The organism is uncultured Limosilactobacillus sp., from assembly GCF_934202705.1.
Taxonomy (GTDB): Bacteria; Bacillota; Bacilli; order Lactobacillales; family Lactobacillaceae; genus Limosilactobacillus.
The window spans coordinates 1-23,283 of sequence record NZ_CAKPYE010000009.1; the positions used below are offsets into that span (position 1 = coordinate 1).

Here is a 23,283-nt window from a genome sequence, read left to right on the forward strand (position 1 = left end):
AAATGGAGCTCAACGAAATCCGAAGATTTCATTGAACTCCATTCTTTATAAGAGACTTATGTCACAGCCCCTTTTTTCGTTTGATTAAATATTTTCCTTTAAATAATCATATAGCATTTGGTGACGAATCTGCTTAGTATCAAGTCCCAACACTTCAGCAATTTGGAATGCATAGGCCAACGCAGTTGCTGGCCCCCGACTCGTTACCAGGTGACCAGCCTGATCGACCACCGTGATTTGATCTTCAAAATGACCGGTTGGTGCCACCCGCTTCGTTTCTTCATCAATCCCAGGGAAACAAGTATAATGATGGTTTGCCAACAAGCCATAGCGGGCAAACGCAATCGGCGCTGCGCACATTACCGCATTCCACTGACCATTATCCTGTCGCTGTTTCATTAATGCCATTAATTGGTCATTATCCCGCAGGGCGTGCGCGCCACCCATTCCACCAGGGAAAATCACACAATCATAATCCAGTAATTGGTCATCAACCACCCGATCGCAATGCAATGAAATCTGGTGGGCTCCCATAATGTCTCGACTACCAAGGCCAACCATCTCTGCTTTAACGCCCATCCGCCGAAAGACGTCAATTGGGGTCAAAGCTTCAACTTCTTCACAACCATTTGCTAAAACAACTGCAACTTTCATTTTATCACCTCATGATTTTTCAAAACAAAACTGCTGAATTTTGCGCAATGCTTGGCGCGCTTCGGGAATGGGCGTAATTGGGTATTCATGATATAATTGGCGACCAATTTGAGCTTCAACGCGAACATGCGCATTTCGCAATAATTGAACAAACTTCATCACGTCCGGAAACATAATTTCTCGCGTTCCCGCAAATACTAGGACATTTTTCAGCTTCGCTACGTCCCCATGAATTGGGGATAAACGATAATCAGTTAACGGGGTTGATCCTGCCCATAAACGTCCCACATGACGTAACCCATCCACATCTAATACCACATCATGATCTTGGTATTTTTTGATTAATGGGTTGGTCAATGTAAGATCTAGCCATGGTGAAATCAGTACCAAATGACCAGGTTGCGGCATTCCATGCTCTCCTAACCATTCTGCAAATCCAGCAGCTAAACCTGCACCAGCCGAATCACCCATTAAAGTGATCGCTGAAGACGGGTACTGCGTATACAGCATTGTATATAGGCGGTGTAATTGATCGTAAGCAGCTGAATACTGAGCTGCCGGTGCCGTTGCATATTGCGGAACAATCACTTGCACACCCGTCTGTTGAGCTAACCGCTGTAAGAAACGCCAATGGTCAGCAGTCGGCGGCAAAAAATAAGCGCCTCCACATAAAAAGAGAATGACTTGCTGATTTGTCGAATTAGCATTCAAAATGACCGTTGATACTCCATCCAGCTGCTGTCGTACCACTCCTGGAGCCCGCTCAACATCGCAAGGTAATTGAAAAGGCACCTTGTTCGTCTGGCGAGCATCACTTAACGCCTTCGCTAATCTGTCAGGCCGGTGCAACATCTGCTTAAAGCCGGAAAGTTGGAGACTTAATTCAACCATTGATGCCTTCGCTGACCGATTTTGACCACAATTTAATTGCTCACGAAGGTTATTTTTCAAATTTTGCGCGACCACTTTGGCAACTTGGTGCTTCGTTCGCCATTCTTCTTGCATACTAACCCCTTCGTTTCATCATCTACTATCTTCCATAGTAAAGCAAACTATTCAAAAAGTCAGGCTTTCACACTGAGTTGTTGATCTTTTTTAACCATTGGCCAAACCGTTGCCAGTCCGTTCTCACAGTGGGCTCCAACCGCCGTGCATATAAGTAAGCTGCCGGATGATACATCGGGTAGACCCAATATTCAGCAGTCCCCATTTCATAGCCAGAATTATCTGGCAGGGACTGCTGAATGGTCGTTTTCATTGGTTGGCCATGCAGCTGTCCCACATTTGCTTGCGATCCTAATAACCGTTGTAAACTGGTATTTCCCAAAGGGACGATAATCTGCGGATGAACTGTTTGCAGCTCCCAATCAAACAACTGAGCATACGCTAAAACCTCTTTTTTAGTTGGCGTTCGGTTAGGGTGTTTCTCAACGAGTACGCCAGTCTTCTTATCTTGAACATGCCGGATTGAGTACGGGCGACTTCGCACGACACTGGTAATATAGACATCATCTCGCGTCAGGTCAGCCAAAGCAATCATCTTCATCAGTTCTTGACCCGAACTGCCCACAAATGGAACCCCGGTTTCGGCCTCTTTCCGACCAGGTGCTTCACCAAGTAAAACAATTTGCGGATGTTCTGGTCCCATTCCGGCTACGAACCCGGTTAACTGTCGTCCAACCGTCCGCTCCTTGACTTGAGCAACTAGTTCAGGTGGGTATTTAATTTTCACTGCCAGTCACCCCATTTTCTAACCGTTGTGACGCCACTTTGGGTCCGTTAGAATTCGGGCCGCAATCAAGCCAAGCGGTAAAAATACCACAATCAGGAGCGCACGCGTCATCCATAACGCCCCATTATTAATGGAGGTCAATCCAATATTATAAACTGCCCGATACATATACAACCCTGGCACCATAATAACGATCGAGGGGATGGTAATTGAAATCCGTGGGTACCCGACCTTCTTTCGGACTATTGATGCCAGAAGTCCGGCTGTCAAAGCTCCTAAAAAGGCGGCCGCCCCACCTGGCATGTGAACGAGATCCACTAACTCCAGTCGGAGAGTATTTGCCACCGCCCCAATCAGGCCGGCCGTGGTCGCCATTTTTAATTTACTATTAAACATAATCGAGAAACCAAAGACGCCGCAAAAACTAGCTGGTAGCCGCAGCAAAAAGTAAGCTAATGGGGAGAGTGCCAATGGCATAAAGTCTTCTGGACGCAAGTTCACAATCATTGCGACCAGCCAGCCAACTAGGGTCGCCACCGTAATGATAATTAACGCGTAGGCGCCACGTTCAAGACCAGAACGCATATCCAACTTTGATAAGTCCAGGCCACTCGTAATGAATGGGAACCCTGGAATAATAAACAGCATGGCACCAATATAGCCAGCTTCATGACGCGGATTTACCCCGAACAGTGCACGAATGGCAATAAACGATAATAGGTAAGCCACACAGGCCGTTGCCACTGCAACCGCAATACAGGCGAATAAGGTCATGTGATGATCAATCATTTTTCGCCGAACATAATTACCAAATCCAGCACCGATAAAGCAACAGATCATTTCCACTAAACCGCCGCCAAGGAGGAACACGAAGGCGCTACATGCTAATGCTGCCGCTAGTCCCACCATCCACGGTTGGTAGTTTCCCTTGGACTTTTGAATAGCATTCAAACGCGCATGAATTTCACCAATGGTCCAACTGACCCCTTCAGCTTCCATATCCTTCATAAACCTTTCCAACGCATTTAAACGTGATGTATTCACGCCCGTACTTGGTAAAGATAATGCTTGAGTGTAACTATGATGATTGTCCATACAAGTATATTCAATTGAAACCAGGCCAATATCTGCAGAGCACGTCATCCCTAACGTTTGGGCAACCACATTCATCGAGTTGCGCACCCGCCATGAACCGGTGCCACAAGCAAGCATCATAATGCCAACCCGACCAACAATTACCGCTCGTTCAACCAAATTGGCCTCCGTCGCTGGGGTAATATTATCGCTCGTCACAAAATCCATCCAATCAATCTGCATATGATGGTGATACTGATTAGCTGGTACTTCCTGATTACTCATTTTTCCACTCCCATTGTCATTCTTCATTAAAAAAGACCCTCGTCGGGAGCAGTCCCGACGAGAATCTATTAATATCTACGTTTATTATACGAGCTTTAGCAACCTTTGTGTACCTAATTTTGTTTTTTCAGATTGCATTAAACAAATTGTAAGATCGCCATCAAAATAGGTACGACGACAACAAAGAGCACTGTACTCATCACAACAACATCAGTCGCGTATTTCACGTCGCCATGTGCTTCCTTTGCTAAAATTGGCAATACCGCTAACATCGGTATCGCAGATTGAACCACTAAAGTTTGCCGCATGAGGCTTGGTAGACTCACTCCGCAACCGATACCAATCTTAATTAAGATGATTAACGCTAACGGAGATAGAACGAACCGGCCAATTAAAGCTAACACGGAATCACGTTCAAACTGAAAATTGTTAAGTCCGGCATCATATAGCACAATCCCAATATAAAAATTGAAGCGGGCAAGGCAATTTTGGTAATTAGCGAGGCAATATTGCCGCCAAATGAATCCGCAAACCAATTATTACGGCGCAGAATATAGCCCAGCACCATAATTAAGACAATCTCAACAACACTCGAAACCGATGTTAAGAATCCAGCCACTTCTCAATCTTCCTTTCCATCCATAATTAGTATTTCGCTTCCCATTTAAGATCAGCAACTGCTTGATGAGCATCAGTAATTCCGCCGCCAGCGAGGCCTTGATCAATCGCCGACTGAGCCACAACTTCAGCAACCCGCGTTGTAAAGTCTTCTAATTTGGCTACTGGGGGCAGAACCGCAGCTCCGGCTTGATTTGGATCAACAATTCCGCCAAGGGCATGAGCAGCTGCTGATAACATCTTTTCATTCACTCTGGTGGCTTGAGCCGCAATGGCCCCAAAACCGACGCCTGGATAAACTAGTGCATTATTAGCTTGACCAATGGTGTAGGTCACCCCGTCGTATTCTACTGGTGCAACTGGAATTCCGGTTGCCGTTAACACTCGACCATCTGTCCACTTAATCAAATCTGCTGGCATTGCTTCAATTAACTTTGTGGGATTAGATATTGGAAAAATAATTGGGCGTGAAGTGTGAGCGGCCATTTCTTTAACGACAGCTTCGTTAAATGCGCCAGGCTGCTTAGAAGTTCCAATCATCACGGTTGGTTGAACAGCTTTTACTACAGATAATAGATCGGTCAATTCATCCGCATTGGCAAATTCACGCCGATCGCGAGTAAACTCTTTCTGTTCAGGTGTTAACCCCGGCGTGTCATTAAACAGTAGTCCTTGAACGTCGACCAAGTAGAAATGCTGCTTGGCTTCTTTAGGATCAGCGCCTTGACGCACCATCTCATCATAAAGCATCTTTGCAATACCCATCCCAGCAGTGCCGGCACCAAAGGTGAGAAATTTTTGATCAACTAATTCTTCTTTTGAAATGTTTAAGGCGCCAAGGACACCTGCTAAAGCAATAATCCCAGTTCCCTGAATATCATCATTAAAGACTGGCATTTGATCTTTATACCGATTTAAGATGACCGCTGCATTCGACCGTCCAAAGTCTTCAAAGTGGAGTAATGCTTCCGGAAAGAGCTTGCGGGACGCCTGAACAAACTTGTCAACCAGCGCATCATATTGTTCACCAGTCACCCGTTGATGACGATTGCCAAGATACATTGGATCATCTAATAATTTTTGATTATTCGTTCCCGCATCTAAAGAAACGGCCAGAACTTGTGACGGATCGATGCCAGCGGCAGCGGTATAAACCATTAACTTACCAACGGCAATATCAACACCATTGACTCCCCAATCGCCAATTCCCAGAATCCCTTCGGCATCCGTCACCACAATTAATCGAATCTTGCGACCATCGGCCGCATTTTTTAAGCTAGTTTCGATCTGGTCTTGATCATCAACCGACAAAAAGGCTGCCTGTTGTGGTTGAACAAACAGGTTGCTATAGTTTTCAATTGATTCTGCAATCACCGGATCATAAACGATCGGCATGAATTCCACAATGTGTTGTCCCATTAAGTAGAAGAACAGTGTCCGGTTCGTATTAAAGATTTGCATTAAAAACTGACGTTGCGCCAACCCCGCCGGCTTGGTTTGAAATTGCGCATACGTTTCATCTGCCTGTTCTTGTAAGGTTTGCACTTTGGCTGGCAGTGCACCCACTAATCCGAGCCGTTGTCGTTCTTCCACTGTGAACCCGGTGCCCTTATTCAAATATGGATTATTCAAAATGTCCATTGCTTTCATCATTCTCAGTTCCTTTCTCAATTCCAATAATTATCTCCAATTTATGGGATCATTCTATAAAGGCCTTAAAAGGATAGTCAAATTATTGTGTTATTATAAAGAATAATTATATGAACAAAGCAATTGGTTGATATCAAGGTGATTGACAATGAACATCCAAGACTTAGAATATTATCACGAATTGGTTCGAGTAAAAAACTTTTCAAAAGTCGCAACTAACTTTAACGTTAGTCAGCCAACGATTACCAATGCTGTCAAACGACTAGAAAGTGAGCTTCATACATCGTTATTTTTCCGGGACCAATCGCATCATGCAGTGACCGTTACAAGTAGCGGGCAGCAATTCGACCAACACGTGGCAATCATCCTCAGTGAACTAGAAATCGCCCATAAAGAAATGAAAAACAATCAACAACAGAAGATTCGTTTCGGACTACCACCAATTATTGGCAACTACTTTTTCCCACCACTGACGCCGTTATTAATGCGTCATCAACTAATGACCCGGTTAGAAGTAATCGAACATGGTTCAACAGCTTTACTCGAGATGATTCGTCACGGTGATCTCGATATCGCACTCTTAGGATCCATCATTCCGCTTAATTATCCACGTTTAACCAGCACGACAATTTCCCGTGCGCCAATCAGGATCATCGTGGGGCGTGAACATCCCTTAGCGGCCAAAGCTCACTCTGGTGTTTACTTTACAGAACTCGCCAAAGAAAAATTCATTACCTTTGATGAGGGGTTTGTCCATAATCAAGCCTTTCGCTCGATGACTAAAATCAACCATCTGCGTCCCCACATCATCTACAAAACCGCTGATGTTCACGTCATTAAATCACTAGTTGCAGAAAATATTGGTATTTCATACCTCACTGGTCTTGCCATCTTGCCTTCGAACAACTTAGTGCAAGTGCCCTTGCTCGATCGCAAACAACCAGAATTTTTAGTCTCGGCTGTTCGCCGCAATACCGCCATCATGACCGATCCCAAGCAAGACCTCTGGGAGTTATTAACCAATTATTTGCCAAAATAAAATCAACCCTTCAGAGGTAATCGCATTCATCTCTGAAGGGTTGGTTTTATCTATTCGTATTCTAAAGGAGTGTTAGTAATAATATTAATTGACCTGGTGGCCATAACTATAAGTCGTTTGTAAGTTTAAATTTTGATCCAGAATGTTCAAATCGGCATCTTTACCAACCGTTAATCCCCCCTTGGTAGTTAAGTTGAACTCACGTGCTTGATTAACTGATGACATTTTAACCGCATTGGCAATTCCACAATCGGTAAAATCAACAATGTTCTTAAATGCCAAATTATATTGAAGAATTGATCCAGCCAGGTGACCATTCTCAAGCCGTGCTTGATGATCCTTGACAATGACTTTTTGACCGCCCAGTTCGGAAATGCCTTCTGGCATTCCCTTTGCGCGAAGCGAGTCAGTAATCAACTCCATCCGATCAGGTCCCTTTATCTGATAGGCCAGCCGAATCATATCTGGGACCACGTGGAAGCCATCCGCGATAATTTCTGTGTAGAGATTTGCCTCCATTAATGCATCCCCAGTCAGTCCAGGTTCACGATGGCGCATCCCCCGTTGGGCATTGTACAAGTGAGTAATATGACTTGCTAATGAATGTTTCATTTGTTCACGCGTTGCATTCGAGTGACCCGCGGATGGGACAATTTGATGACTAAGGCAGTATTCTTCTAGTTCATGCGCCCCTGGTTTTTCTGGAGCGTAGGTAATCATTTTAACTAGTCCACCCGCTAGTTCATTCCAATGATCCAAAAGTCGATAGTCTGGATCTTGAATGTACTGTTCCGGTTGAGCTCCCTTATATTCAACACAAACAAACGGTCCTTCCAGATGGGTTCCCTGAATAACCGGGTTCATCTTGGCAGCTTCACGAATTCCAACCATGGCGTGGTTAATATTGTCCACTGATTGGGTCACCGTTGTGGGGAAGAAAGTTGTTACCCCTTCATTTTTGGTCACTTGCTGAACCATTTGATTTAATCGCTCAGGATCAGCATCCATTGTGTCAATTCCATAACCACCATGACTGTGGACATCAATGAAGCCGGGAACGATGATTCGTTCATGACCATCAATGATGGTTTCGTCAGTCGCCTTGGGTTGATAATCAATCATTGGTCCAACGGCCAGTACCTGTTGACTAAACCGAATAAAGCCGTCTTTAATAACTTCCTCACCTGTATAAATATCAGCATGCTTAATTACAGTTTGCATTTTATAACTCCTTAGTATTGGCCATGCAACTGTTGAGCAGCTGCTTCATCAATAATGATGGTAACATTCGGGTGCCGTTGCAAAATACTTGCCGGTACATCTTCAGTCACTGGTCCTTCAATCATTTTCGCGACAGCAGATGCTTTCTTGTCACCATATGCTTCCAATAAAATTTGTTTGGCTTGCATGATCGATGCCATTCCCATTGACAGTGCGGCACGCGGGACATCACCCTTGTGATTAAAAAACCGCGAATTGGCATCAATTGTTGACTGAGTCAGTTGAACCTCATGAGTCGTACTATCAAATGAGGTTCCCGGCTCGTTAAAACCAATGTGGCCGTTCCGACCAATACCTAAAATCTGTAGATCAATCGGATGCTCAGCAATCACTTGATCATACCGCTGCACTTCTTTCTTCAGGTCTGTAGCAAGCCCATTTGGAATGTAAGAATGAGCAAAGGGCTTTTCGGTAAAGAGATGTTTCTGCATGAAATAAGCATAGCTTTGTTCATCATCACGTCCCAGCCCCACATACTCATCCAGGTTAATCGAGATACAGTTTTGAAAATCGATGGAGCTCGCACAAAGTTCAGCATAAGTTGTCAATGGTGTACTCCCCGTCGCAAGGCCAAAAGTCGTTGCACCGCTTTGGCGAGCAGTTTGAAAAATCGCCGCCCCTTGCTTACCGCCTTCAGTGGCGTTTTTAACCACAATTACGTTCATTGTGAAATTCCTTTCCGTTCTAATTAATTATGATTCGATCGACGATGGCCACGAATGGCCGTTTGCTCTTTCGTAACGAGAATCGATTCAACAGTCTTATCCATTGTTTTCCGAAAGTCGGCAAATTGTAATAAGATCTGCGTTAGCATATCAATCACGTAGGTTACAGCAAATTGTGAATTAATAAAATCATAGTCGCCCACTAATTCAGTACTTTTAATCTGAAACAGCAAGTCACTCATTTTACCGAGCACACTATTTTTAAATGCTGTTACCGCAATGATGGTGGCTTGATTTTTTCGGCTATCACGGACTGCAGAACAAACTTCTGGGGTACTGCCTGAAACAGATAACGCAATCACTAAATCATTTTGGTTCATCGTTGCACTTGCAATCGTCATCATATTGCTTTCTGTCATTGCGAATGCCGGCTTTCCCATTCGTAAGATTCGTTGGGCAAATTCTTGAGCATTATAGCCCGAACTGCCAATGCCAAAAACGTACACCCGCTCAGCATCATGAATCAAATTGGCAGCCTGGTGAAGTTGTTTGGTTGAGACCATTGCCATCGTTTCCGAAAGAATCTTTTGATAATAATTATAGATGTCAAGCGGCGTCGACATCTTTTCATTAGATGTCCGTTGCACCGTATCTGGGGTAACCAATGCTAACTTAAAATCCGCAAAATTTTTACAACCAACACGCTTAGTAAAACGACTCACAGTAGCCACCCCAACTCCAGCTTGTGTGGCTAGTTCTGTAATGTTCATTTGTCGAACCAGCTCCGGTTTTTGGAGGGTAACTCGGGCAACCTTTTTCTCCTGTCGTGGCAGGTTAATAAAGAGATTTTGAACTTTTTCCATAAAGCGTGCAGACATCCATCATCATTCCTTACTAATTTATTTAAGTGCTTTCACAAAGCCAGTGGCGATTTGAAGCGGTCGTGTAATTGCCCCGCCAACTACCACAGCGTGGCAGCCCAAATCAATACACCGTTTGGCTTTTTCAGGACGATCAATTTTTCCTTCCGCAATGACCGGATGATCAGCAGCCTTCAAAACCTCTTTCAAGTATGCAAAATCATCATCCGCTACGTTCATTCCTTCAGTCGCTGGAGTATAACCATGCATGGTCGTCCCGATAATATCAAAGCCGAGATCATTAGCAATTTTAACACTGTCAATGCAATCCGTATCAGCCATCAGCAACGTTTGGGGAAATTCTTGACGCATTTGGTCAACAATCTCAGCCAGTTTTTCACCATGCGGTCGTCCGCGACCGGTCACATCACAAGCAACCACTTCGCACCCCGTGCTGGCAACTGCCCGCATTTCTTTCATTGTTGGCGTAATATAAACTGGTGAATCATCATAATCAACTTTCGCTAAGCCAATCATTGGCAAGTGAGTTTCATCTTGAATTGCCTGAATATCAACGACCGAGTTTGCTCGAATCGCAGCAGCGCCAGCTTCCTTAGCCGCGCGCGCCATTCTGGACATAATAAATGAACTGTGAAGCGGTTCACCCGGCAAGGCTTGGCATGAAACCACGAGATGCCCCTTCGTGGCCTTCAAAAAAGTATTATTCATTATTTTAGTGCCTCTTTAAATTAATTTTTTAAGTATTGTGTGTAAATTTCGCTCGCCTTAGTCTTCATTGCTGGTGTTGGCTTATGCATTGGTTCTTTAGTATAGCCAGCATCAACATCCATTTCTTGTAGCAAGAGCTTAATCGTTTGGTAAAGTCCATTGCTGAGAATCGCAGAAATCAAATCATTCGTTTGATGTTGAATCATTAAGGCCTGCTTCATGTTTCCGGCTTCGAAAGCTTCAATTTCTGCCTTGGCACGAGCTGCATTAACGTTATAGGTTGAGCCGATTGCTCCATCAACCCCTAATGATAGAGCTGGTAAAAGCATTTCGTCGGTACCAAAGAGAATCTTTTTATCTGGGAATCGGTTTCGAAGCCGTTCCAGGAGGAAGAAGTCAGCATTGGTATATTTAACCCCGATAATCTTGGGATTTTCAAATAACTTAGCGAAATTATCTAAGGATAGCGAAACACCTGTTAAAGCAGGGATAGAGTAAACAATCAAGTTTGCGTCAACATCCTTCACAATTTCATCATAGTAATATTTAATTTCTGGGAAACTAAAGTTGTAATAGAACGGTGTAACAGCGGAAATAGTTTGGTAACCAAGGTCGTTAACAACATACTTTGCTAATTCTTTTGCTTCTTGCAAATCGATCGAGCCGACTTGGGCAATTAAATCAACGTCATCGCCCGCTTCATCTTTGACAATTTCAAAGATTCGCTTCTTGGTGGCCGTTTGCAGCATAAAGTTTTCACCAGTGCTACCACCAACATATAACCCATCAATGTGATTAACATCAATGTTATGCCGCACAATTTCTCGGGTTCCTTTTTCATTCACGGTTCCATCAGCGTTGAAAGAAGTTAATAGCGCGGAATACAATTTTTTAGTCATTTTTACCATCCTTTGTTTAAAACAATTGCAACTAAATTCATGTAATAGTTCTTCTTCAACCGCATCCTAAGAATACGTTGTGAAAAATATTTTTGCAATCATTTTTTTCGGTAATATTTTCCAAATAATCCCGTATACATTGATACATCAGCATCTAACTCTGAAAAAATTAATTTAAAGAAAGTGCTAAGCATGATATAATGTAACCGTTTTCAGGAAATACTTAAAAGAAATGAGGACAATCGGGATGAATTATCTTGCATTTGACGTTGGTGGGACGTCAATTAAATATGGAATTATTGACTCGAATTTTCAAGTTATTAAATCAGGCCAGCGACCAACCGATCATAATCACGATCAAGCAATTATTAAAACCTTAACCAGTGTTAGCCATCAGTTAATGTCGCAACTATCGATTCAGGGGATTGGAATTAGTACAGCCGGTCGGGTTGGTGACCACGGTGAAATCATTTACGCGGGTCCTACTATTCAGGAATATCAGGGAACGCAACTGAAAAGGATTCTGGAACAAACAACTCACTTGCCAGTCCACGTTATGAACGACGTTGATGCCGCCCTGATGGGTGAAGTTTTACATGGCAGCGTTAACCGTCAGCAATCAACCTATTGCATCGCGTTAGGAACCGGGATCGGTGGTGCATTCTACACCAATGGTCAGTTATTTAAGGGCGCCCACGGTCTTGCTAATTCGGTTGGTTACCTCAATTATGATCCTGACTCTCAGGAAACATTTGAAAGTCAATCATCGACATTAGCAATCCAACACCAATTAGCAGCTGTCAACGTTACCGTTCCAGAAGCTTTCCAATTAGCAAGGGACGGCAAAACTAAATATGTCCAAATCATTCAAAATTGGTGCCAGCGCCTTGGCCGACAGCTTGCGCAAATTTGTTTAATTCTCGATCCGACACAGATTTTAATTGGTGGTGCCGTTAGTCAACAGGGAGATTTCTTGATTCACCAAATTCAAACAGCCGTCCACGAATTTCTGCCAGCTGGGTTGGATAACGTTGAAATTAAAGCAACTACCCTTCAAGACCGCGCCCAATTATTTGGCGCCGTTTCACCATTCTTTTTATGAAAGCGTATACATTCTAAAAAATTTGTGATATAGTCAAAATCGTAATAGTTTAATCTTAAAATTCAACCGCACAAATTAAGCACCATGATCATCATGGCTGCTTTCTTTGTGTGTTTTTTTATCCCTGCTTTTTTCAAAGAGGTGTATTTCATGAAGGTATCAATTAATACCGCGGTGTTCTTGGATCAAATGAATGCAGGACACTCACAATATGATGTTCTCCAGCAATTAGTGGGCAAGCCAATTGATAATGTTGAAGTTCGTGGCGAATTTTTCCAGAAAGATAGTCGAGATGCTGAACTAGATAAAATTAGTGAATTAGCACGGCAAAACGGTTGGGGATTGTACTATTCCATTCCTGAGGCCCTCTTTAATGATGGCACAATCAATTCTCACATTGACGACTACCTAACCATGGCGAAGAAATATAATATTCGGCATCTCAAGATTAGTTTGGGGGACTATGGTGCATTAACTGAAAATGTCAAACTGTTGCTCATGCAAATTCCAACGAATAACGTGACCATTTCTGTCGAAAATGAACCCAATGCTCATGGCGAAGTATCAAAAGTCTTTAATTTCTTAGACACCTTAGACGGTCACTTCGGCTACACGTTTGATTCTGGAAACTGGTATTGGATTGATCAGGATCCCCAAGTAGCAATGGATCAATTACAATCGAAAGTCACAATTTTCCACTTGAAAAATATTCATCATCGTGACACCACGATGCTTAACGATGGTGATACTGATTGGCAAACACTTACTGCTAAAGTGCCTAACGGTGTCCCAGTTTTCTTGGAGTATAACATTCCAACCGCGAAGTTATTAGATCAAGAAATCGCTCAAGTGAATGCATTACTCTAGTTCCTAAAGGATCAAACCATGAATTATCTATTACAAATTGTGTTAATTCTTTTGGTCGGTAAGGTTTGTTCAGAGTTTTCTTCAAGAATTGGATTACCCCCAGTCATGGGTGAACTAATTGCCGGAATCTTAATTGGACCAGCAGTGTTCCACTTAATGGCACCCAGTACCTTTATTCAGTATTTCTCAAATATTGGGGTCATCTTACTAATGTTCATTGCTGGTTTAGAAGGTGATTTAAAGCAATTACTCCATTATTGGGCGCCTTCATTAACAGTTGCCGTTTTAGGGGTCATTGTGCCAACGGGAACTGCTTATGTTCTTTGTCATGATTTATTCAACTTTGATGTCCAAACAGCTGCTTTTATGGGACTTGTCCTCAGTGCGACTTCGGTTAGCATCACTGTTCAAGTTCTGCGTGAGATGGGGTATTCCAATACCCGGGAAAGCCAAATCATCCTAGGCGCTGCTGTCGCCGATGATATTATCTGTATCATTCTATTGGGGATTAGTGTTCAATTAATCGGTCAGCATTCAGCATCTTCGCTCAGTGGCAAAGTCATTTCAATGGTCATTCCACAGGTGCTCTTTTTCATTATCGTATTGGTAATTAGCCGTTATATTGTCCCCCGCTTCTTACAGATTTTCGACAAAATGGGCATTAGCGAAAGTCTCCCAACCGCGGCTTTAATCATCTGCTTCGGCTTTGCGTGGATTGCTGTCAGATGCGGCATGAGCGATGTTTTGGGAGCTTACTGTGCCGGCCTCGCAATTTCGCAAACCAAGTATGAAGAAGCACTTGAATCAAAGATTGAACCCATTGGGTATGCAATCTTTACTCCAGTCTTTTTCATTAGCATTGGGCTGGAAGTCACTTTCCGCGGTCTTGGTAACGACTTTTTCTTCATTATCAGTCTCATTACCATTGCCGTTCTTGGTAAACAAATCGGCTGTGGTATTGGCGCCAAACTATTCCACTTAAAGTGGCAAGAAGCCAATATTGTCGGTGCTGGAATGGTCTCCCGCGGTGAAATGGCCCTCGTAGTGATCAAAGTCGCACTTTCGGCCGGCTTAATCAACAAGAGTTATTTCACGGCGCTAATCTTAGTCACCGTCATCACAACCTTACTTGCCCCATTACTCTTAAAAGTTTTTATTCAACGTAACCTGAATAGTCAAAATTATGAAAGGCGATTAGATTAACTATGCAAAAAACTGGTTTCGGGACGTTTAATTGGATCGTCCTCCTCGTCTACCTCCTCGCAATGCTCCTGATTGGTGCCTACTTTACCAAGCGGGCTAGCAAGGATACCGATGCATTCTTTAAAGCAAATAGTGCTGTTCCAGCCTGGGCCACCGGCTTTAGTATTTATGCCACCACATTAAGCGCAATTACTTTTATGTCCACTCCGGAACAAGCATTTTTAACTGACTGGTCATACTCAGTCGGTAACCTGACAATCATTTTGATCATTCCAATTTTAATTAAATACTATGTACCATTCTTCCGCAAGCTCCAAGTAACAACTGCTTATGAATACTTAGAAGACCGGTTTAGTCCAGTCATGCGGGTGCTTGGTAGTCTCCTCTTCATGCTCTATCATTTAGGAAGAATCGCAATTGTTATTTACCTCCCAATTCTCGCGATTACCTCTGTTTCTGCTATTAACCCAATTTTAATTGCACTGTTCGTTGGCGGTCTCTGTATTATTTATGCCTTCTTAGGCGGAATTGAAGGGGTCATCTGGACAGATGTGATCCAAGGCTTCTTACTGCTTGGTGGTGCTCTTTTAATCATCTTTATTGGTGCTTACTACATCAAAGGTGGCTTTGGGACCATTGCTCATGACGTCGCTGTTCATCACAAGCTTTATTCCAAAGCCAACTGGAATCCGCACAATCTGAAATTATTCATTCCGTTAATCTTTGCAGGTTCCGTCTTTAACTCCCTTTACCAATACACAGGAAGTCAAGATGTTGTGCAACGTTACCAAACAACTGCCACCATGAAGGAAACTGCCAAGTCACTTTGGACTAACGGGCTTTTGGCCTTCATCACCATTCCTATCTTCTACGGGATGGGAACCATTCTGTACAGTTTCTACCTCCACTCAGCAAGTTTGCCAAAGGGCTTCAATACTAGCGCGGTGGTTCCATACTTTGTAATCAAAGAAGTTCCTGCTGGTCTTGCCGGTCTGATTATCGCCGGCATCTTTGCTGCTGCTCAATCAACCATTGCGTCGAGTCTGAACGCCATTTCCGCTTGTGCAATTACTGACTTTAAACAACGGTTCTTCGATCAGAAGTTTAAGAAGGTCAGTGATGTTCAGTTAGCGCGGTTTGTAATTTTAATCGCCGGAATTCTCGGCCTGTTAATGGCTATTTACCTCCTAGTTGGTAACCAATCACAAACCTGGAACCTCTTCTTAGCTTTCACCGGTTTGTTTGGGGTCCCAATTGCCGGTATTTTTGCCGCCGGGATCTTCACTCAACGGGCCAATACAGTTGGTGCTGTGACGGGGTTAATCGTCAGTGCTGCCTTAACCTACTATGTCCAATCAAAGGGGATGTCACCATTTATGGTTTCATGTGTTTCCTTCCTGTCATCCATGTTGATTGCCTGGTTGGTCGGTTTATTTACCCCACAAAAGAAGAACATCATTGGTTTAACTGCCAAAACGGTTGACCAAGAATACACTCGTCACTAATTAAACTTTTCTTTCACCTCATATCAAAAAGCGTTTAGCAACGGTCATCATCACAGACTTTGCTAAACGCTTTTGCTATTTATTTAAATCTCGTTGAATGGTCATGGCTGCTTGTCGACCAAAAACAACTGTTTCCGCAATGGAATTACCACCAATTCGGTTATTGCCGTGTAAACCGCCAGTAACTTCACCAGCTGCATATAATCCATCAATCACCTGACCGTTCGCATTGAGAACGCGAGTCATCGGGTCAACATGGATTCCGCCCATTGTGTAATGAATGGCGGGTGCAACATGAATCGCATAGAATGGTGCCTGCATCAATGGCGTTCCCATGCCCGTGTGCCGACCAAATTGTTGATCTGAGTGCTGGTTAACGGCCTGATTCCACTCATTAATCGTGGTTTGTAAATCGGTCAGCTGTAGCTGGCCTGCTAAATCATCTAATGTTTTCCCGACCTTCACGAGACCAATTTGATCGTAAAAGTCAATTGCCTGGACTCGCTGACGAACCTGTTGGTCAAAAATCAAGTAAGCATGGTGATCGGGCAATGCAGTAATCGCATTTGATACTACTCGACGAGTAGCAAGTTCATCGACAAACCGTTGTCCTTGCGCATTAACGAGGATCGCTCCTTCGCCACGCACGGCTTCTCCAATTAGAAAAGCATGTTCTTGATCTTGCTGAACCGTCGGGTGAACTTGAACCAAGTCCAACTGCATCAATTGGGCACCCACCTGACGTGCTAAGACTAATCCATCGCCAGTCGCTCCTGGTTGATTCGTTGTCCGGTAGTTAGCTAAATCTGGCCGATACCGCTGTATCAATTTTTGAGATGCTCCAAAGCCACCGGTGGTTAAGACAACCGCTGATGAGCTTAATTGATGATCATGATTATCATCAGCAGTGTACTGAACACCGCTCACCCGTCCCGCCGACATCAATAAGCGACGCACCTTTGCGTTGGTAATAATGTGAATTCCAGCATCATTGGCGAGCCTTTGTAGTCCCTTTACCAGATATGCACCAACCGGGGCTGTTGATGCCGGCCGGTGTGTCCGCCGCACCGTCATGCCACCAGTAATGGTCAGATCATCTAATGGCAACCCATGCTGAACTAACCATTCAACCGCCAATGGCGCGTGCGTCACAAATTGACGTAACATGGCGGGATCATTTAGCTTTCCACCACCTTGATAGGTTTCGTCGTAAAAATCCTGCATGCGATCCGCAATATGGTGTCGCGCCTGAACTGAGGTTTCGGCCGCATTCATTCCTGACGACGCACGACTAGTGTTCCCGCCAACTTTGGCGTTCTTTTCCAGGACAGCCACTGTCAACCCCAACTCATGTGCTTGAACTGCCGCTGTCAGCCCCGCACCACCAGCACCGATCACAATTAAATCATAATCCACTGTTGTCATGTTCGCCTTCCTTAATTAATCTCGATTGATTCGATTACCACATCAGTTTTAGGGCGATCGCTCAAATCACGATCAACATGACTAATATGTTTAGCCACCTTCATTCCCTTCAAAACTTGACCAAAAACTGTATGATGGTGGTCTAACCATGGCGTTCCGCCATGCTTAACATAGGCTTCGATAATCTCCTGAGGATAACCAGCCGCTTGCATTTGTGAATCTAAGTTAGTTGTCAGGTTCTCATTAGTCACAATAAAAAATTGACTCCCGTTTGTATTAGGACCAGCATTGGCCATTGAAAGGGCGCCATTCAAATTAAACAGCTCGTCACTAAATTCATCTTCAAACGCGTGACCATAGATACTTTCTCCACCAGCACCAGTGCCGGTGGGGTCCCCTCCTTGAATCATAAAGTCAGGAATGACCCGATGGAAGGTTACCCCGTCGTAATAACCTTGATTAGCTAATTCAACAAAATTTTTGACCGTTTTCGGTGCTAATTGGTCAAATAATTGGATTTGAATATCACCATGATTTGTATGAATAGTGGCCTGGGGACCAGTTTGTTCAGCTAAATTTAATTGTGGAAAGTGACTCATTGATTTATCCTCCTGTATAAAAACTGTTTCGATTATATCATGATTTAATTTCACTTAAACAGGACCTCACTAGTTGCACGATACCAAAGAGGAGCAAGGCAGTCATTCCAATTAACGAAAGACCTATCAACAATTTCAACCAACCTGGTTGAATAAATTGCAGGACCACTTTGTTTTCGCCACGACGCTGTTGAACCAATGGTGCACCAATCGTTGATCGTTGATAATGGTGAATAATCTGCCCATTTAATACCAATCGTGACTGCTGATATGTGATTAGTGGTAACCGAATTTGACCGTTCCGATTCGAATGCCAAGATAATTGGAGCCGTCCGCGAGGTAAAACCGTCTTCTTAAACTCATTCGCATGTTTAATGATCTGTTGTTCATACACATAAGAACGGACATAACTTTTGCCAAGATTCTTTTTGGTAATCGGTAAGTAGTCTGGGCTCCGCTTTTCAACAAGCAGGAGTAATTGTCCTGGATGTAAGGTGTGAACGGCTGAGCGAATCATCGTATCATACGGACTATGTTTAGCGACTCCGCCCTGATGCACCAGGACGCTGTCAGTATGGTAGCTTTTGCTGACTTCATAAATTTCACTCATATTTGCTACTTGGGCCCAAGCAGCAACGCATACTAATGCAGTCACGCCGAATTTTTGCCAACGGGTTCGTTGTGATAATCCGCACTGCTCAATTGTTAACGCTATTCCCGCCAATAATAATGGATACGCAACCACTGTTAAACGGTCAGGAAATTGTAATAAACGCTCTAAATCAGGCATCATTCGCTCAATCATCCGCCAAGGGATTAAAGGGCTGCTCATTATTAGAAAGAAGCTTCCAACACTGGTGACCATTACATTAATTGGTGATTCGGTCACGTGTAACATAACATAAATGATTTGAGCAAGACAAAGTATTAATAATCCGACTAAAATATCGTCACGGGTTCCATGGGTAAAAGACGGAATCAGGACACTCTTAGTTAATTTAAAAGGTGCTGGCTTAGCAATCTCATTAGTCAACTGCACCGCAAGTAAAGCTCCCCAAACATTCGCGGTCAAAACAATCGTTCCCACCACCGCTTTTAAAGTTGCACCCCACATTGCGCGACGGTTAACCGCTGTTTTTAGTCCATACAAAAAGAATGGTATCAACGTGATCACAAAAAAGAGTGAACTCAACATATGGATTTGAATAATCGTAACCATCATTGTCATTAATTGCCAACTACTGACTGGTGTTCGGTGATCCTGGATCATGCGCACTGCACAAATGCAAAGAAACGGCGCCAATGCAGCACCCCAAGCATTCATATTTTGGGCTGTTTGCCAGCGCGGTACCCAACCAATATTCATATAGATCACGGCCAGTAAAATACCCAAATATTTATTGAACTTTATGCGGAGCGCCAATTGATATATCCCCACCCCGGCAATCCAGTAAATCATGAGCGAGGTTAGAACTTCGTAACGATACCAGGTACCCACTAGGCCAAGCAATAATCCATTGACATAGGCAAACACCGGGCCATAGATTGCATTGATAATTCGGCCACTCTGTTGAAACCCATAGTTAGTCTGAAAAAAGCTAAAATTATGGTTGGCAATCTGCTTGGCAGTTTCATAAAATCGGTTAAAGTGAAAAATTGAATCCGACCCAAGGATCGTTGAATGCGCAATTAATTGCGGTGAAATGATGACCACTGCTGCTGTTAAAATCAGCAAATAAGGCTTAATCTTCAACCACCACCGTTGCCAAGACTGTTTATTTATTTTCAACTTACTATTGTCTCCATATTCTACATTTAGTATTCTATCGGATTCATTATAATCCAAAAAAGCTAAAGCCCATTCGGACTTTAGCTTTTTTTCCTATCATCTAACGTTAGCCAACCACATCAATAAGTTCATCACCATGTTGAACCGCACCATCAGCCACCGCCTTCACTTGCGTGTAATTATTTGTATTTGTAACAACCACCATCACCGTGGTGTCATAACCAGCTTGTTGGACAGCTTCCAGGTCAATGGTACCGAGCTTATCACCCTTTTTCACCTTTTGTCCCTGTTCAACAAAGCTTTCAAAATGCTCACCCTTAAGGTTAACTGTGTCTAATCCAACGTGAATCAATACTTCAGCACCATCACTAGAAGTTAGACCATAGGCATGTTTAGTAGCGTATGCAACAGTAATCGTTCCATCAACCGGCGCATAAATTGTCCCATCACTAGGTACTACAGCAGCTCCATCACCCATCATCTTCTGAGAAAAGACATCATCATTGACAGAAGTAATATCTTCCGCAGTTCCAGAAACTGGACTAGCAATTACTTCACTCTTGGCAGCTTCATCAGCTGGTGCTGATGCATTTTGCACTGAAGCGGTGGCTTCGATAGCTTGTGCAGCACCATCAGCAGCATCCGCACCAGCAGTTTCAGGGTTCACAACCTCGTCGTGAGCCTTTCCATAAAAGAAGGTTACCAAGAAAGCAATCACGAATGAAATTACTTCACATAATAAGTAACCAGGAATGGACTTCGCATAAACTGATAAGAAGCCAATAAATCCAGCTGAACCCATCGAAGCAGCCACAACGTGCATTAAGCCAGCGATCGTCGAGGCAACACAGGAACCCACTAAAGCACAGAAGAACGGGAACCGTAATTTCAGGTTAACCCCAAAAATTGCTGGTTCAGTAATCCCTAACAGCGCAGAAATTGCTGAAGAACTGGAGAGCGCCTTCATCTTTTCGTTCCGGGTTAAGAAATAAACTGCAGTCGTCGCCGCCCCTTGAGCAACGTTCGCCATTGAAGCAACGATGAAAATAAAGTCTCCTGCACCCTTGCCAGCTTTGAAGGCCGTTACTAATTGAGTTTCGATTGCTGGAAAACTTTGGTGCAAACCAGTCAAGACAATTGGTGAATAGAGAGCACCAAAAATCCCCGTACCAACAAATCCTAATGTGTCATACAGCCAGACAATTCCGTTTGTTAATAAATCAGATAAGTCCTTCATTACCGGGCCAACCACAATAAAGGTTAGAAAGCCAGTCAGCAATACGGAAATTAACGGAGTAAAGGTAAAGTCAACGGCAGCTGGCAATCGTTTATGGAGCCATTTTTCAAAAATCGATAGCATCCAAACTGCTGCTAAGGCCGGAATAACTTGACTAGTGTAGGATTGAATGTGAACTGTTAATCCGAAAATGTTCCAAGAGCCTCCGTCTGCCAAGGCCGGAGCAGTCATCATCATACCGACGAACGCACCCAAGAATTGGTTAGCACCAAAGCGTTTGGCACCAGAAATGCCAACGAGAATCGGTAAGAACACATATGGGGCCGCTGACATGACGTTCACCATGCCCTCAATGCCTTTAAGAGCTGGCCACATTTGAATTACCGATTGTGGTCCAAATAAGCCCTTCGCCGTTAGGACATTATCCAAAGCCATTAAAAGACCACCGGCAACTAAAGCTGGAATAATTGGTACGAAAATATCAGATAAGAGCTTAATAAAAGCCATTACTGGATTAAACTTTTGATTCTTAGCAGCAATCTGCTTTAGATCATCGGTTGAAACTTCCTTTAAGCCGGTCTGTTTAATTAACTCATCATAAACATTATTAACATCACCCGGGCCAATAATGATTTGGTATTGACCATTGGTTTTAAACGTTCCCTTGACGTCACCATTGTTATCCAACGCCTTTTGGTCAACTTTGGCTTCGTCTTTTAAAACTAACCGTAACCGCGTCGCACAGTGTGCAGCAGCCACTAAATTGTCTTTACCGACCGCGTTGATCACGTCGGTGGCAACTTGTTTGTGATCCATGAGCATTACTCCCTATCTCATTTAAATATCAGCACTTAATTGTAAGCGCTTTTTACACATTTGATAATACTAGATTTCAATCTAATGTCAAGCGTTTATCATTTTATTTTTGCCGTTTTTAATCACTATTAATTTTTAAGACACAAGCACCATCTAAATTGCCTTTTGCAACCCGACGCAGAGCTTCATCAGCTTTTTTAAATGGATATTCAGTCACCGTGGGTTGAATTGCTAACCGATGGGCTAGTCGCAAAAATTCTTCGCCATCACGGCGCGTATTACTCTCAACACTCGTTAAATTCTTTTCGTGGAATAAGTGGCGCTGGTAATTTAGTTCTGGAACATCGCTCAGATGAATACCAGCTAACGCTAAGGTCCCGCCTGGTACTAAATTAGCCAATGCATTCGGCACCATCGCTCCAGCTGGGGAAAACATAATTGAAGAATCTAGTGGTACTGGTGAATCATCATAGGCGCCTTGAGCTGATGCACAGCCTAATTGACGCGCGAACTCTTGTGCATCCCTTCCTCGAGTAAAGACGTGAACCTCAATTCCCTGTTTAATTGCTAGTTGTGCTGTCAAATGTGCCGAACCACCGAATCCATACAGGCCAAGCGTTCCACCGGCTGGAACGTTAGCACGTAAGTATGAACGATAACCAATAATCCCAGCACAAAGTAACGGTGCCGAAGATACCGGATCAGCATCTTCTGGAATGCGGTAGGCAAACCCTTCGGGAACAGTTACGTATTCCGCATATCCACCATCATAATCCCAACCGGTATACACCGAATGCGGACAAAGGTTTTCCCGGCCAGACCGACAAAAGCGACAAACCCCACATGCCTTTCTAAACCAAGGAATGCCAATTTTTTCGCCTAATGCAAAGCGTCGCGTATTTGGTCCTTGTTGAACGACGCGACCAATAATTTCATGACCTGGGGTAACATGTTCATGGTGAACCGGCAGGTCGCCCTCAGTTACATGTAAGTCCGTATGACAAACCCCACATGCCAAAATCTTGACCAGCACTTCCCCCGCTTGTGGAACTGGCACTGGCTTTTCTACCAATTGCAAAGGACATGGGTCCTGGTCAATTGGTCCCGGCGTTGTTACCGCCCAAGCATGCATCATTTCTGGAATCTTCATTCACGACCGTCTCCTTTAACCAATTTTCTTCATTGTAATCCTTTTGTGAAAAAATGATCAATTTCTTTTTGTCAGACGTTTGACAGTAATGAACCACCATTTTA

General features: G+C 43.6%; 20 protein-coding genes and 1 pseudogene. 5 read left to right on the forward strand and 16 right to left on the reverse strand.

All coding sequences use genetic code 11. The annotated features are described in order from the left end of the window. Window positions 1-84: 84 nt before the first annotated feature. The 6 genes and pseudogenes from Q0C76_RS06540 to Q0C76_RS06565 all read right to left on the reverse strand — a co-directional run bounded on the left by Q0C76_RS06540 (window position 85) and on the right by Q0C76_RS06565 (window position 6,016). Window positions 85-654, reverse strand: coding sequence for a DJ-1 family glyoxalase III (locus tag Q0C76_RS06540; protein WP_295731195.1), 570 nt, complete (start codon window positions 652-654; stop codon window positions 85-87). A gap of 9 nt (window positions 655-663) precedes the next feature. Further along, a complete protein-coding gene (locus Q0C76_RS06545; protein ID WP_295731197.1) occupies window positions 664-1,659 on the reverse strand; it encodes an alpha/beta hydrolase fold domain-containing protein in 996 nt (331 codons plus the stop codon). A gap of 67 nt (window positions 1,660-1,726) precedes the next feature. Then, entirely contained in the window at window positions 1,727-2,386 is a 660-nt protein-coding gene (locus tag Q0C76_RS06550; RefSeq protein ID WP_295731199.1) for a uracil-DNA glycosylase, read from the reverse strand. Window positions 2,387-2,404: 18 nt separating this feature from the next. Continuing rightward, entirely contained in the window at window positions 2,405-3,745 is a 1,341-nt protein-coding gene (locus Q0C76_RS06555) for a threonine/serine exporter ThrE family protein (protein ID WP_295731226.1), read from the reverse strand. Window positions 3,746-3,882: 137 nt separating this feature from the next. Beyond that, window positions 3,883-4,364, reverse strand: a pseudogene (locus Q0C76_RS06560) (hypothetical protein). 26 nt (window positions 4,365-4,390) lie between these two features. Further along, window positions 4,391-6,016 carry a malolactic enzyme gene (locus tag Q0C76_RS06565; RefSeq protein ID WP_295731228.1) on the reverse strand — a complete coding sequence of 542 codons (1,626 nt, stop codon included), beginning with the start codon at window positions 6,014-6,016 and terminating at the stop codon, window positions 4,391-4,393. A gap of 145 nt (window positions 6,017-6,161) precedes the next feature. On the opposite strand from Q0C76_RS06565, the gene Q0C76_RS06570 reads away from it, so the two are divergent. Continuing rightward, entirely contained in the window at window positions 6,162-7,052 is an 891-nt protein-coding gene (locus Q0C76_RS06570) for a LysR family transcriptional regulator (RefSeq protein ID WP_295731230.1), read from the forward strand. Between the two features lie 84 nt (window positions 7,053-7,136). On the opposite strand, the gene nagA is transcribed toward Q0C76_RS06570, so the two are convergent. The 5 genes from nagA to Q0C76_RS06595 are packed head-to-tail and all read right to left on the reverse strand — an operon-like array spanning window position 7,137 to window position 11,486. Further along, complete coding sequence (gene nagA, locus Q0C76_RS06575; protein WP_295731232.1) at window positions 7,137-8,273, reverse strand: N-acetylglucosamine-6-phosphate deacetylase; 1,137 nt, start codon at window positions 8,271-8,273, stop codon at window positions 7,137-7,139. 11 nt (window positions 8,274-8,284) lie between these two features. Next, the gene (locus Q0C76_RS06580; protein ID WP_295731234.1) at window positions 8,285-8,998 is read right to left on the reverse strand and encodes a glucosamine-6-phosphate deaminase; all 714 of its coding nucleotides are present in this window, start codon (window positions 8,996-8,998) and stop codon (window positions 8,285-8,287) included. 23 nt (window positions 8,999-9,021) lie between these two features. Further along, window positions 9,022-9,876 (reverse strand): MurR/RpiR family transcriptional regulator, encoded by an 855-nt coding sequence (locus Q0C76_RS06585; RefSeq protein ID WP_295731236.1) that lies wholly within the window; start codon window positions 9,874-9,876, stop codon window positions 9,022-9,024. 21 nt (window positions 9,877-9,897) lie between these two features. Further along, window positions 9,898-10,587 (reverse strand): N-acetylmannosamine-6-phosphate 2-epimerase, encoded by a 690-nt coding sequence (locus Q0C76_RS06590; protein WP_295731238.1) that lies wholly within the window; start codon window positions 10,585-10,587, stop codon window positions 9,898-9,900. 20 nt (window positions 10,588-10,607) lie between these two features. Beyond that, on the reverse strand, window positions 10,608-11,486 hold the full coding sequence (locus Q0C76_RS06595; RefSeq protein WP_295731240.1) for an N-acetylneuraminate lyase: 879 nt from the start codon (window positions 11,484-11,486) through the stop codon (window positions 10,608-10,610). Between the two features lie 247 nt (window positions 11,487-11,733). Here Q0C76_RS06595 and Q0C76_RS06600 point away from each other — a divergent pair, with 247 nt between their 5' ends. From Q0C76_RS06600 to Q0C76_RS06615, 4 genes are all read left to right on the forward strand, one after another. After that, window positions 11,734-12,588, forward strand: a complete 855-nt coding sequence (locus Q0C76_RS06600) for an ROK family protein (RefSeq protein ID WP_295731242.1) — start codon at window positions 11,734-11,736, stop codon at window positions 12,586-12,588. A gap of 150 nt (window positions 12,589-12,738) precedes the next feature. Beyond that, window positions 12,739-13,455: a sugar phosphate isomerase/epimerase gene (locus Q0C76_RS06605; RefSeq protein ID WP_295731244.1), complete on the forward strand. Its 717-nt coding sequence runs from the start codon at window positions 12,739-12,741 to the stop codon at window positions 13,453-13,455. Between the two features lie 18 nt (window positions 13,456-13,473). Then, window positions 13,474-14,658, forward strand: coding sequence for a cation:proton antiporter (locus Q0C76_RS06610; protein ID WP_295731246.1), 1,185 nt, complete (start codon window positions 13,474-13,476; stop codon window positions 14,656-14,658). A 2-nt stretch (window positions 14,659-14,660) separates the two neighbouring features. Beyond that, complete coding sequence (locus tag Q0C76_RS06615; protein WP_295731248.1) at window positions 14,661-16,163, forward strand: sodium:solute symporter; 1,503 nt, start codon at window positions 14,661-14,663, stop codon at window positions 16,161-16,163. A 75-nt stretch (window positions 16,164-16,238) separates the two neighbouring features. Here the strand turns inward: Q0C76_RS06615 and Q0C76_RS06620 are convergent, their stop codons facing one another. From Q0C76_RS06620 to Q0C76_RS06640, 5 genes are all read right to left on the reverse strand, one after another. After that, window positions 16,239-17,588 (reverse strand): flavocytochrome c, encoded by a 1,350-nt coding sequence (locus tag Q0C76_RS06620; RefSeq protein WP_295731250.1) that lies wholly within the window; start codon window positions 17,586-17,588, stop codon window positions 16,239-16,241. 11 nt (window positions 17,589-17,599) lie between these two features. Beyond that, window positions 17,600-18,187: a peptidylprolyl isomerase gene (locus tag Q0C76_RS06625; protein ID WP_295731252.1), complete on the reverse strand. Its 588-nt coding sequence runs from the start codon at window positions 18,185-18,187 to the stop codon at window positions 17,600-17,602. A gap of 37 nt (window positions 18,188-18,224) precedes the next feature. After that, the gene (locus Q0C76_RS06630) at window positions 18,225-19,976 is read right to left on the reverse strand and encodes a cell division protein (RefSeq protein ID WP_295731254.1); all 1,752 of its coding nucleotides are present in this window, start codon (window positions 19,974-19,976) and stop codon (window positions 18,225-18,227) included. Between the two features lie 106 nt (window positions 19,977-20,082). Then, window positions 20,083-22,029 (reverse strand): sucrose-specific PTS transporter subunit IIBC, encoded by a 1,947-nt coding sequence (locus Q0C76_RS06635; protein WP_295731256.1) that lies wholly within the window; start codon window positions 22,027-22,029, stop codon window positions 20,083-20,085. Between the two features lie 118 nt (window positions 22,030-22,147). Further along, complete coding sequence (locus Q0C76_RS06640; RefSeq protein WP_295731258.1) at window positions 22,148-23,179, reverse strand: zinc-dependent alcohol dehydrogenase family protein; 1,032 nt, start codon at window positions 23,177-23,179, stop codon at window positions 22,148-22,150. Between the last annotated feature and the right edge of the window lie 104 nt (window positions 23,180-23,283).